At 43.5% G+C, this 12753-nt stretch carries 13 protein-coding genes; 6 read left to right on the forward strand and 7 right to left on the reverse strand.

Features of this window, described 5'->3' with window-relative positions; translation table 11 throughout:
- Positions 1-19 precede the first annotated feature (19 nt).
- Positions 20-3943: an ATP-dependent RNA helicase HrpA gene (gene hrpA / locus F894_RS09890; RefSeq protein ID WP_034438478.1), complete on the reverse strand. Its 3924-nt coding sequence runs from the start codon at positions 3941-3943 to the stop codon at positions 20-22.
- Positions 3944-4432: 489 nt separating this feature from the next.
- Here hrpA and ahpC point away from each other — a divergent pair, with 489 nt between their 5' ends.
- Together ahpC and F894_RS09900 are read left to right on the forward strand one after the other, a co-directional pair.
- Complete coding sequence (ahpC, locus tag F894_RS09895) at positions 4433-4996, forward strand: alkyl hydroperoxide reductase subunit C (protein ID WP_004278916.1); 564 nt, start codon at positions 4433-4435, stop codon at positions 4994-4996.
- A 290-nt stretch (positions 4997-5286) separates the two neighbouring features.
- A complete protein-coding gene (locus tag F894_RS09900) occupies positions 5287-5493 on the forward strand; it encodes a KTSC domain-containing protein (RefSeq protein ID WP_004278917.1) in 207 nt (68 codons plus the stop codon).
- 11 nt (positions 5494-5504) lie between these two features.
- On the opposite strand, the gene F894_RS09905 is transcribed toward F894_RS09900, so the two are convergent.
- Together F894_RS09905 and F894_RS09910 are read right to left on the reverse strand one after the other, a co-directional pair.
- Entirely contained in the window at positions 5505-6095 is a 591-nt protein-coding gene (locus F894_RS09905) for an O-methyltransferase (RefSeq protein ID WP_005247346.1), read from the reverse strand.
- 24 nt (positions 6096-6119) lie between these two features.
- A complete protein-coding gene (locus F894_RS09910) occupies positions 6120-6338 on the reverse strand; it encodes a DUF1653 domain-containing protein (protein ID WP_034438283.1) in 219 nt (72 codons plus the stop codon).
- A gap of 233 nt (positions 6339-6571) precedes the next feature.
- Between F894_RS09910 and ahpF the strand changes: the two genes are divergently transcribed.
- The 3 genes from ahpF to F894_RS09920 all read left to right on the forward strand — a co-directional run bounded on the left by ahpF (position 6572) and on the right by F894_RS09920 (position 9016).
- Entirely contained in the window at positions 6572-8137 is a 1566-nt protein-coding gene (ahpF, locus tag F894_RS09915; protein ID WP_005247356.1) for an alkyl hydroperoxide reductase subunit F, read from the forward strand.
- Between the two features lie 277 nt (positions 8138-8414).
- Complete coding sequence (locus F894_RS14950; RefSeq protein ID WP_005247357.1) at positions 8415-8663, forward strand: hypothetical protein; 249 nt, start codon at positions 8415-8417, stop codon at positions 8661-8663.
- A gap of 146 nt (positions 8664-8809) precedes the next feature.
- Complete coding sequence (locus tag F894_RS09920) at positions 8810-9016, forward strand: hypothetical protein (RefSeq protein WP_005106537.1); 207 nt, start codon at positions 8810-8812, stop codon at positions 9014-9016.
- Here F894_RS09920 and F894_RS09925 read toward each other — a convergent pair.
- Both F894_RS09925 and F894_RS09930 read right to left on the reverse strand, forming a co-directional pair.
- Complete coding sequence (locus F894_RS09925; RefSeq protein ID WP_005247358.1) at positions 9000-9638, reverse strand: LysE family transporter; 639 nt, start codon at positions 9636-9638, stop codon at positions 9000-9002. The genes F894_RS09920 and F894_RS09925 overlap by 17 nt on opposite strands.
- 117 nt (positions 9639-9755) lie before the next feature.
- The gene (locus F894_RS09930) at positions 9756-10322 is read right to left on the reverse strand and encodes an FxsA family protein (protein ID WP_005247360.1); all 567 of its coding nucleotides are present in this window, start codon (positions 10320-10322) and stop codon (positions 9756-9758) included.
- Positions 10323-10447: 125 nt separating this feature from the next.
- Here F894_RS09930 and ruvC point away from each other — a divergent pair, with 125 nt between their 5' ends.
- A complete protein-coding gene (gene ruvC / locus F894_RS09935; protein ID WP_004278925.1) occupies positions 10448-10993 on the forward strand; it encodes a crossover junction endodeoxyribonuclease RuvC in 546 nt (181 codons plus the stop codon).
- Positions 10994-10996: 3 nt separating this feature from the next.
- Here the strand turns inward: ruvC and F894_RS09940 are convergent, their stop codons facing one another.
- Positions 10997-11269 carry an acylphosphatase gene (locus tag F894_RS09940; RefSeq protein WP_005247361.1) on the reverse strand — a complete coding sequence of 91 codons (273 nt, stop codon included), beginning with the start codon at positions 11267-11269 and terminating at the stop codon, positions 10997-10999.
- Between the two features lie 10 nt (positions 11270-11279).
- On the reverse strand, positions 11280-12737 hold the full coding sequence (locus F894_RS09945) for an NAD(P)H-hydrate dehydratase (RefSeq protein ID WP_005247362.1): 1458 nt from the start codon (positions 12735-12737) through the stop codon (positions 11280-11282).
- Between the last annotated feature and the right edge of the window lie 16 nt (positions 12738-12753).

The following is a 12753-nucleotide window of genomic DNA, read 5'->3' on the forward strand; positions in this document are numbered from 1 at the left end:
TATCTGAATTACCTATATCTTAACTGATTCCAAGACGATCCCATACTTTTTGCAAGCGAGTTGGAGACACGGGTGCTTTTGTTTTCATCGGTTGTGAAAACAATGAGATTCTTAACTCCTCGACCATGAAATATAATTCTTTCAGACGAGGGTCATCTTTAAACTTGAATAATTTTTCCATCCATTGATCAATTTGGTCAATGGCGGAATTGTCCCTTTGTAGATTATTGGGCAAGCGCTCTAAACGCAAGATCAAGGCTTTTAAATAACGTGGAAATTCGCTCCACACATCGGAAGGTTTACGATATACAAAGTCAGAAAGGTTCATTAAATCAAGCTGATCTTCAATATCATTGATATTTTTCTCAAACACAGAATGGTCTAAAACCAATAATTTCCGGCGGATTTCCTGCCACTGGATATAAATATCCGTGATCTCTTTTAGGGCAACTTGGCCATAAGTCAGGAAAGATTTTTTTACATCTTCAACTAGCTTTTGGAACTCTTGCACATTGACAGGCAGCTCATTTATGGACATGTGTAGTGTGGCATAAACTAACATTTGTTCCAGTTGCGCTTTATCACCGAGTGGCGAATAAGCCAGCGCCAAAGGTTTCGATATCTGTTTTTTTAACTGACGAGTCAAGTCTCCGAGTTGCATATGCACCAGTCGGATCACCCCTTCACGATGTTTTTTGACCGCTTCTACCTGATCATTGAAAGTCTGAATCACCACACCCGATTCATCTTTCTGCTCTAGGGCAGCAAAAGCTTTGGTCGGAACCAGCGCCTGATACTGCTTGACCACGACACCAGTGACTTTTTGCGAAGCTTCAAATACAAAGTTTTCCGGGAAGGTTTTAAATTCACCTTTAAGCTGTTTGACCGGACTATGCGTTTCAGTGCGGCAGCGCGCTTTCAACTCAGCAAGATCACGCCCCTGCTCAATGACACGGCCTTTTTCATCAGTAACTTTGATAAATGGCAACAGATATTGATCTACCCGGTCAAAACTGAAATCTTTCTCAGTGATTTGATCGCCCCGCAGCTGGAATGCCAAGAAACTAAAAATATGTTTCTGTAAATCCTGCGCATCTACTTTTACCATGAGTTTTCGTGCAGTATCCGGAATCGGCACCAGATTACGACGCTTGTCCTTCGGCAAAGCTTTTAGCAATGCTTCAATAAGATCCAGACGCCAGCCCGGAATTCCCCATGACCAGATCCCTTCATCGACCTGGGCCAAAGCTTGCAGTGGAATTTTAACTGTCGCGCCATCTTCATCATGACTCGGGTCAAAGCGATAAGTCGCCGCCAGACGCAGGCTACCATTCTGCAAATAGTCCGGAAATTGTTGTGTGGTTGGACGATCATTTAGCCACAGCGCATCGTCATCAACAAATAAATAGCGTGGCTGTTGAGGCTCAACCGTGGCACGCCAGTCTTCAAAAGTACGACGGCTGGCTACTTCAGACGGCACTTTGGAAGCATAGAACTGGTAAATGGTTTCTTCATCAACAACCAGATCACGACGGCGCAGCTTGTCTTCTACCCGCTCGACTTCTTCCAGTTTAAGCAAGTTATGCTTTAAAAATGGTGGAGTAATCCCTAGATGACCGGTAGTTAAAGCATCCCGCAAGAAGATTTCATGTGCAGCTGCCTGATCAACTTTTTCATAATTGATTGGGCGTTTCGGCTCAATAATCAGACCAAACAGGGAAATCTGGTCATAGGCATTCACTACACCAGCTTTTTTCGACCAGTGCGGTTCAAAATAATGATGTTTGAGCAGGTCACGCGCGGCCAGCAGAATCCATTCCGGTTCAATCTTGGCAAGGGTACGCAAATACACCTGGGAAGTCTCGACCATTTCAAAGGCCATCACCCACGGCGTATTGGTCTTGTGCAAGGTAGAAGCCGGGAAAATCCGAGCTTTTTGCTGACGTACTGCCATAAAGACATTACGCTCATCGGTCTTATTGGCGATAAACGATAACAGACCGGTCAACAAGGCACGGTGCAGATTCTCATAACTGGCTTTCTTTTCATTAAATGACAGTTTTAAACCCTTAGCCAACTCCACCAGCTGCTCATGAGTTTTCTTCCATTCACGCAGACGCAGCCAGCTCAGGAAGTGATTACGAGCAAAAGTACGGCGCTTATTTTCACTCATGCTTTCGCGGTTATTATGCAGCGTCTCCCAGAGTTTAATATAAAACAGGAAATCAGAATCGGCTTCACGGAATAGTGCATGTTTCTGATCCGCCTGCATCTGCTTGTCCGCAGGGCGTTCACGCGGGTCCTGAACTGCAAGTGCGGCCACAATCACCAGCACTTCATTTAGCACGCCAAAATGTGCACCACCAAGAATCATGCGGGCTAAACGAGGATCAATTGGCATTTTCGCCATTTGCTGACCGATCTTGGTTAAGCCACTGCTTTGAAGTCTCCCTTTCTCAAAGGGAGATTTAGAGGGATTTGCTTGATCATCTTCAGTTTTAGGAGAATTTTTCTCGGCCATTGCCCCCAGTTCAATGAGGAGCTTGCGGCCATCATTCACCAAACGGTGATCTGGCGGTTCGATGAAATCAAAATCCTCCAGTGAACCCAACCCCAGACTTTGCATCTGCAAAATTACAGATGCCAGGTTGGTTCGCTTGATTTCCGGTTCGGTAAACTCTGGACGGCTGAGGAAATCATCTTCAGAATACAGGCGTATACAGACACCCGGCGCAATACGGCCACAACGACCTTTACGCTGATTGGCTGCTGCCTGAGAAACGGCTTCAATCGGTAAACGTTGCACCCGTGAACGATAGTTATAACGCGAAATACGGGCAAAACCGCTGTCAATTACATAACGGATATTCGGAACGGTTAAAGCCGTTTCTGCTACGTTGGTGGCAATAATAATGCGTCGCCCACCACCAGAAGGATTAAAGATTTTTTGCTGTTCAGCCAGCGCCAGACGCGCATATAAAGTTAATACTTCCGTGTGGCGTGGCCCATGTTTGATCAGGGTTTCCTGTAGCTCGCGAATTTCCTGTTCAGTACTGGCAAAAATAAGGATGTCGGCATGTTCAGGATGGCCTTTTTCCTGTGCATCCTGAAAGCATTCTTCGACTGCTTTGACCACAGCGCGAGGCAGATTTTCTTCAAAGTCATCAAACTCGTCATCATCACTACCGCCAATGCTCATTTCCGAGATCGGACGATAACGTAGCTCGACTGGGAAGCTGCGGCCTTCCACTTCAAAAATTGGTGCACCATTGAAGTAACTGCTAAAACGGTTTACATCCAGGGTTGCAGAAGTAATGATGACTTTCAGATCAGGACGACGCGGCAACAGCTGCTTTAGATAGCCCATAATGAAGTCGATATTCAGCGAACGTTCATGCGCTTCATCAATAATAATCGTGTCATATTTGGTCAGATAGCGGTCATGTGTCAATTCGGCAAGCAAGATACCGTCTGTCATCAAACGCACAATTGAATCTTGTGAACCCTGTTCCGTAAAACGCACTTTAAAGGAAATTGATTCCCCAAGTTTTTCACCAACCTCTTCGGCAATACGCTGTGATACGCTGCGAGCTGCCAGTCGACGCGGTTGGGTATGCCCGATCATTCCGGTCAGACCACGTCCGGCCAGCATGGCAATTTGTGGTAACTGGGTGGTTTTACCAGAACCGGTTTCACCGGCCACAATAATCACCTGATGCTTTTGAATCGCAGCAATCAGCTTGTCAGTGTATTGGGTAACCGGCAGATCCTGATTCAGCTTGATGTTCGGAAGACGTTCAAGCCGTTGCCGTACTTTCAGATTGGATTTTTCAAATAATTCCTGATACTGCTTGGCATCTGCGTCTTTCCCTTTTTTCAGTCGATTTAAACGGTGACGGTCATGCGCCATTATCCATTGATCTACATTTAAATGACTCTGCACAGAGAAAATACCCACATCAAAAAACCGGAAAGGTTTATTTTACTTGGTTCATTAGATTTCAGATAGTCGTAGTTCTGTTAAGTGCCGGACAAATTGGCTTTGGCTGCCTGATTTCCCACAATTCAGCGCCATAAACCTGTCAAAATATCTATATGACACCCTTGAATTTTCCTGACTAGATTTAATCATCAGTTTAAGTTTGGAATTGATATTTAAATTATTTTGGGTAAATTATGCTTTTTTCCAAATTGACCCTTGAATTTTTTGGTTTCAACATCATGTTTGCTAGCACGAGGAAAAAGAGATAATTTTGTCTTCAGGCCATCATCTTGATGCTGCTGAATGAACAAAGCGATTTTGCCGAAGTGGCGCGTTTTTACTTAATTCGGTTTTTCCGATGTTTGTAATGTAAAAATACCATTTTAGCATCAACCAAAATTTCGATACTCTTATTCAAAATCAAAGACTACCTCAATCATGGAGACAATGATGAGCTTAATTAATACTGAAGTTAAACCATTTAAAGCAACTGCATTCCAAAACGGCAAATTCATTGAAGTTACTGAAGCTGACCTGAAAGGCAAATGGTCTGTTGTATTCTTCTATCCAGCTGACTTCACTTTCGTTTGCCCAACTGAACTTGGTGACCTTGCTGACAACTACGCTGAATTCCAAAAACTAGGCGTTGAAATCTACTCAGTTTCTACTGACACGCATTTCACTCACAAAGCTTGGCACGATTCTTCAGAAGAAATCAAAAAAATCCAGTATGTAATGGTTGGTGATGCAAACTGGACACTTGCTAAAAACTTTGACGTATTAATCGAAGCTGACGGCCTTGCTGATCGTGGTACTTTCGTAATCGATCCAGAAGGTAAAATCCAAATCGTTGAAATCAACGCTGGTGGTATTGGCCGTGATGCTCAAGAACTTCTTCGTAAAGTTAAAGCAGCTCAGTACGTACATGCTCACCCAGGCGAAGTTTGCCCAGCTAAATGGAAAGAAGGCGATGCAACTCTTGCTCCTTCAATCGACCTAGTGGGTAAAATCTAATTTTAATTAGATTGAACTGATTCAAAAAACCACGCTTTTTAGCGTGGTTTTTTATGGTTTGAACTTTTATCTCAGCACAATACTGGATTTTATTTTTTAAATTATTTTGTTAGGACTTTAAATATTGCAGTCCTATTTTTTTCTTGATCCATCATCTAAAAATTCAGGCATATCTTTTGCTTCGCTTTCTCATAATCCTTACTCATTCTTACAATTGAGCTATACATCTGCAGAGCCATATGGCATAAGTTCAAATGATAAGATAAAAAATATTCAGTGGAGGAACGCATATGCAAAAACTGCTTACTGTGATTTCTTGGAAATACAATCCCTCAAGCCGCCACCTGAAAATTGTATACAGTAATGGTCATACCGAGCTGTATCATCCCGTACCTGAATTTATTTATGACAACTTACTAAGACGCCAAGACAAAGCTGCATTCGTAGAAAAGTATCTCGAATATAATTTACATTTTAATAAAATTTGCATGGATTAAAGCGAATCTAATTATCGAAATCCCACCATCAGCAAACCTGCGCCTATGGGTACAGTACTCATGATAAAACGTGGGTCTTGCTGAATTAAGGCAATAAACTCTTCGACTTCTGCTGCATGTGAAATGACATTATCAACTACCAGTAACCCGCCCTTTGCTTTAAGTAATCGACTCAAATGTGGCCAGTAACTGACATAAGCATCTCGTTCAGCATCTAACAGGATAAAATCAAATATTTCCTGTTCTTCCTTCAGATAAACTTGTGCATCAATCACTTTAAAATTGATTAAATCTGCAAGATCTATTTCTGTCGCATATTGCTTTGCCTGAGCAACCCGTTCTGCATCAACTTCAAGAGTTGTAATCATGGCTTGAGTCTGCCGAGCCGCTTCCGCCAGCCATAGAGTGGAATAACCGGTAGAAGTGCCAATTTCCAAAATACTTTTCGATTGTTGCGCACGAATCAGCATAGACAAAAATTGACCGGATTCTGGCTCTATATTCCGGTATCGGTGCAGGCGATCTGCCTGCTTATGATCATGCATATGAAATTTTTCATATAATTCTTGCATGAATATTTCAAATTCATCTGAGTTTTGCATCACTCTTCCCTGAGTCTGTTGGGCTTAAAGTGCCTGAATCAATTTAAAACGCTCCACTTCACGATCATCGTTGGTGGTAATGGTTTCAGTGAACATCGTTAAAGGACGTACCCAAATTGAATAATCCCCATAAAGACATTGATAAACTACCAGCTTTTCTTCAGTTTCACTGTGCGTGGCGACATGGAACACCTGATAAAGCTGTCCCTTATAATGTTGATAAATACCGCGTCGTAATTCCATCATTCAAGTCTCAAATATCTTGTTTTAATCTTAGCTGAAAATCCTTATTCTTGCTCTAAACTACTTGAAAATTAATCTTTCACCCCCATATAAAACTTTGAAATTAATGATGAATTTTTCAATAAATCTGTAAATCCGATCAGTAAAATAAAAACAAACTGTTTTACCTATTTATTCAATTCATTTAATATCCTGTTATCAAATAAACATTTACTCCTTTGGAGACGTTAGCAATGTTAGATCAAAATACTTCAGCCCAACTTAAAACCTTATTAGAACGCCTAGAAGGCCCGATTGAACTGGTGGCGAATTTGGATGGCTCTGACAAATCAGCCAAAATCCAGGAACTGGTGTCCGAAGTGGCTGCACTGTCTGACCTGGTCACTGCACGCTTTGACGGGACCAATGCACGTGCGCCAAGTTTCGGGATTGCAAAAGCTGGTGAGGAACCACGTGTATTCTTTGCAGGCTTGCCAATGGGCCATGAATTCACTTCGCTGATTCTGGCATTGCTGCAAACTTCAGGTTATGCACCAAAAGTCTCTGATGAAGTTTTGGCGAATATCAAGAGCCTGGGTGTTCAATCTAACTTTGATGTGTTCGTCTCTTTAAGCTGCCATAACTGTCCGGATGTGGTTCAGGCACTTAACCTGATCGCCATCTATAACCCAGGCACTACAGCGACCATGATTGATGGGGCTTTCTTCCAGGAAGAAGTAGAAGAACGCAAAATCATGGCGGTTCCGATGGTGTTCCAGGACAACCAGCATATCGGTCAGGGTCGTATGACGCTGGAAGAAATCATTGCCAAGTTGGACAGCAATGCCGCTACCAAAGATGCGGAAAAGCTGAATGCCAAAGATGCCTTTGATGTCCTGGTGATCGGTGGTGGACCTGCTGGGAATACCTCTGCAATCTATGCAGCACGTAAAGGCATTAAAACCGGGATCGTGGCTGAACGTATGGGCGGTCAGGTCATGGATACCATGGACATCGAAAACTTTACGTCTGTACAAAAAACTCAAGGTCCGAAGTTTGCAGCGGAAATGGAAGCCCACGTGCGTGAATATGGTGTCGACATCATGAACCTGCAACGCGTGTCTAACATCAAAGGTGCGGATGAAACAGCCAATGGTTTGGTGGAAGTGACGTTAGACAACGGGGCCAAACTGGAATCAAAAACTGTAATTCTGTCGACCGGCGCACGCTGGAGAGAGATGAACGTTCCAGGTGAGCAGGAATACAAAACCCGTGGTGTAGCCTACTGTCCGCACTGTGATGGTCCACTGTTCAAAGGCAAGCGTGTTGCGGTCATCGGTGGCGGTAACTCGGGTGTAGAAGCTGCGATCGACCTGGCCGGTATTGTAGAGCATGTAACGCTGGTGGAGTTTGATACCAAGCTGCGTGCGGATCAGGTGTTGCAAGACAAACTGAACAGCTTGCCAAACACTACGGTGATCAAGAATGCCTTGTCGACAGAAGTACTGGGTGATGGTTCACAGGTGACTGGTCTGAAATATAAAGACCGTGCCACAGATGAAGAGCATGTGGTTGAGCTGGCGGGGATTTTCGTGCAGATCGGTTTGTTACCAAACACTGATTTCTTAAAAGAAACAGCTGTTGAGCTAACGAACCGTGGTGAGATTGTGATTAACGATCGAAACGAAACCAATGTGAAAGGTGTATTTGCGGCAGGTGACTGTACCACAGTGCCATACAAGCAGATCATCATTGCCACCGGTGAAGGTGCCAAGGCATCACTGTCTGCTTTTGATTACATCATCCGTTCAGGGCAGTAATAGTTAATTAGTTTCCACATAAAGCCCGCTTCAAGCGGGCTTTATTGTTTATGATTGGCAATGTTTAGCTTTGTAGATGCAGCACATTCTGTGGGCATTAGGTCCTTTCTTTTTCTTGATTATGCAACAAGCATGTAATTAATTTTAATTCTATATAGATCGTATGTAACTATCGACAATCGCATATTGCAAGCCTGTACAAGCTCTCCTATGATAGGGTGCTAAATCATCTTTCATGATCAAAGAATAAAAAGGATAACATCCTGGGAGAAGAACAATGCATTATCAATATCAATGTGCCTGCTGCGAGAAAGTCGTCGACTCTACAGAAAAATCATGTCCGGATTGCGGTTCGCATCATATTCGCAGTCCGTTTGGTTTCTGGATTTTATGTCTGGTGGCCTGTCTCGCTACAGCAATCGTGTTTAAAGTCGTACATGTATATGTACAATCACAACAACAAGAAATGCCCGTACCACACTCTATACTTGATGTTTTGCAGGAAGAAAATAAAGGCCTACGCTAATTTTTACTCACCTCTCGGCAAAAGACCTGTTACTAGCAACAGGTCTCTTTCATGATGTATTAATCCTCAAACAGGCATGCAGAAAAACACACTTATAAACTCCAGATCTGATTTACAATAGTGCTTATTGAAAGTGGAGATGTACCATGGTTCAGTTAATTAAAAAAGGTGGATTACGCGAACGTGCTAACCGTAGCCGCAGCTATCAAGGCTCTGAAAATACTGAAACCACCTTAAAGCCTAATCGTTATCAAACGGCGGTTAAAACACCAGACAATTTAGCCTCTCCTTCCCCGACCTCACCAATATCTCCAGCATTAAATGAAGATACCCTCCTTAATTCATCAGAATAAGTGCTTCATACCATAACCACAATGCAAATAGCAGAAATAGTCCGCCTGACATCATATCAATATAACTCCCCGAACGCTGGTACAAGATTTTAATTTTTGGTTGGGAAATCAACAGCATCAATAAAGTGAAGGTGATAAAAGTCTGCAAGGGAATAATTACCGCTAACTGTGCTTTCAAATAATCGGAAGCAGACGAACTTAAGGCCAGTGAAAATACGCTACTAAAATAGATCAGTGTTTTGGGATTAGAAAGATTGGTCCATAAGCCCAACATAAAATAGTTTTTAGCTTGCACCTGTCCATTTGTATCGTCGTCGGTCTGATGTCTATTTTTAAAGCTATGCACACCACCCTTTAACATGGCCCATCCCATCTTCGCCAGGAACATGCCACCCAAAAGCATTAAGGCTTGCTGGATCCATGGAAACTGGCCAATTAACACAGTAAAACCCGCAAGTGTCAGTACTACCCAAACCACGATACCGGCAGAGATCCCTGCAATAATTTTCAGGGCATTCTGGCGTGTGGTGGATGCAGCACTTTTGGCAATAAGTAAGATATCGGGGCCGGGACTGAGTTGAGCAACAAAATGCAGGAGACAGATCGTAAAAAGCAGAGACATTAAAATAAGGTAAATTTATAAAAATATATTATAACGTTTGTTCAAAGAGATTAGAAAGCTCCAATAAAAAACCGAATCATCAGATTCGGCTTAAATAGAATTTTTTAAATAAAACATTTATTTTGGATTGATATCTTTCATTTCAATTTTTTTCGCCTCAGGTCTCACTTCACGTGCTTCACCATCAATAATGTTGGAATCACCGCGACCTGATTGCTGATTTTGCATATCCTGCATTTGACGCATCATCTCGGCAAATGGGTTCTGGCCTTGTGCACCACCCATATCGCCCATCATGCCACCCATCATTTTTTCCATCATGAGTTGCTGACGTTTCATCATCGCTTTCATTATAGCAGCCTTAAAAACCTGCTGAACCGCTGGAATGAGCATCAACACTGCCAATACGTCGGTAATCAATCCAGGAATAAGCAGAAAGAAACCTGCCAGAATTTTAGGTAAATTTCCTGTTAATGCAGGATCTGCACTCATCTGTCCCATCTGCATTTGCTGCATTTGTGGCATTACACCGGCCGAGTATTTACGGATCAGATTCATACCAATAAAAAATGCGGCCACAAACCAGAAAAATACGTACCACATGCTCCCGACGAGGTCACCCACGCCAATCCAGACAAATACTTCTAGGATTAAGCCTGCAAGGATAATAAGAAATAATTTCATGAAAATTAATCTAATCTCAGTAAAATAAATAATAGGATGCTGGAATCAACTGCTTCATCAGGATCAAGCTTTTTTGATACGCTTATGTAACAATATGGGCATTATTCTATTTTTAAAGTGCGGGCATGTCATTAATTATTGGGATTGACCCCGGTTCTCGTTTAACCGGTTACGGAATTATCGAAAAAGACGGCTCCAAACTGACTTTTGTTGATGCCGGCACCATCAGAACAGAAACGACTGAAATGCCTGAACGTTTAAAACGGATCTTTGCCGGCGTGGAGCGCATTGTAAAATTTTATGGTCCCACTGAAGCTGCGGTAGAACAGGTCTTTATGGCACAAAATCCGGATTCTGCCTTAAAACTCGGTCAGGCCCGTGGTGCTGCTGTTGCGGCACTGGTCAATCTGGATTTGAAAGTCGCTGAATATACTGCGCGCCAGATCAAGCAGTCGGTAGTGGGTTATGGCGCTGCGGATAAAGAACAGGTACAGATGATGGTGATGAATATTCTAAAACTCAGCATCAAACCGCAACAAGATGCGGCGGATGCCCTGGCGGCTGCCATTTGTCATGCCCACGCCTCAGGCAGCATGAGTAAAATGGCAGTATTGAATGCGTTGGGCGGTATGGCACGCGGCCGGAGTCGTGTCAGCAGCCGTCGTCGCTAAGGTTCAACGCAATATTCTAAAGTCTTGAACATCTAGGTCAGATTCCAGATGCTTTTGAATAACCGTTTGTACGATGGCACGAGCAGGCCCTTGCCAACTTCGTGTAATCATTTCCTGAAGCTGAGAGTCTGTTCCAACAATAACCGCCTCCACTTCACCCGTGCTTAAGTTCCGTACATACCCCTTCAGCCCAAGTGCTTGAGCCTGCTCGGCAAACCAGTAACGGTATCCGACTCCTTGGACTTGGCCTGAAATATTCAGTTTGATCACTGGCACACTATTCTCCTTAGCGATTCACCACCTGATAAATCGCATGTTTCATATCCTGTGCCTGTAAACCACGTTCGCCATTTTTGGCCAATTCATCACCTGCAAGTGCATGTAAAGTCACAATTTCATGCAAATGAATTTTTTGTGCAAATTGCGCCTTTAGACTGGCAATCATGCCGGCCAGTACATCCCCCATTCCGCCAGTGCCCATACCGGCATTCCCGGCATCACAGATGTAAAGCTTTTCTTCCAGAATCAGACTGCCTGAACCTTTTAGCACCCACTGTCCCTGATATTTTTGTTGCAGGGCATGAATGGCTGCAATCCGATCCATTTCAACTTCCGCAGTGCTACATGCTAGCAAAGTTGCAGCTTCTCCTGGATGTGGTGTGGCATAAGTCTGGGAATTCAAAACTTGAGGCTGCTTGGCCAGAAACCATAAGGCATCCGCATCCAAAACAACCTCCAGATCAGATTGCTGAGTCAGCTCAAACCAAGCTGTATATTGTTGCTCTGACCAAGAATCACGACCTAATCCCATGCCAAAACAGACTGCATCGACCTGCTGAATCAGTGCTTGGCGTTGCTCCTGAGTTAAAAGATTGATATCACGCAGCATGATATTCGGTGCACGTGACAAAATCGCAGTATGGTGTTTTGCATCACAGACGATCGTCACTTTACCTGCTCCGGCAGCAAATGCTGCCTCTGCTGCCATGATCACTGCCCCCCCCATATCGGCATGACCACCTACAACCAAGACATGACCATAACTGCCTTTATGACCAAAGGCTTCACGCTTCGGCAATTGAATCTGATGTGATGAAAGACAAGCAATTGGTTGAAGCTCAGTATCTGTCGGGATAGCAGAAATCAGTTCGATCTTGCCCGCATATTCTTTGCCTTGTCCAGTAAACAGTCCTGCCTTAAGCCCTAAACCCGTGAAAGTGTAGTCAGCTTTAATCGCAACAGGCAAAGGCTGGCCGGTATTGGCATCCAATCCACTCGGAATATCAATTGAGATTTTTAATCCAGTTTGCTGATTGATCGTTTGAATAACATTTTGCCAGTCAAAGTCCAGCTGACGGTTCAGACCAATTCCGAATAATGCATCGATATAGACCTCACATTCAGATTGAAAATCAAAATGCGAATAAGGCTGCAAGCCAGCTTGCTGAGCTTCCTGCACAGCCGATGCTAAATCTTTGGAATTACCCAACTCAACTGCATAAATATCAACACTGAAGCCCGCCTGTTTGAGATATTTGGCCACAAGATAGCCATCGCCGGCATTATTACCCTGACCACAGCAGACAGCGATTTTTTTTATTTTTTGCTGGGAAAATAAAGTGATCAGCCGCTGACTAATCCCCCAGGCGACTTGTTGCATTAAACCGTAGGAACTATTTTGCTGTTGAAACCAGCGCTGCTCCCATGCTTGTAGATCACGGCTATGGTAAACTTGTTGCTGCATTTCTTATTCCCTGTCT

This window comes from Acinetobacter sp. CIP 51.11, assembly GCF_000369665.1.
GTDB classification, from domain to species: Bacteria; Pseudomonadota; Gammaproteobacteria; order Pseudomonadales; family Moraxellaceae; genus Acinetobacter; species Acinetobacter lwoffii_S.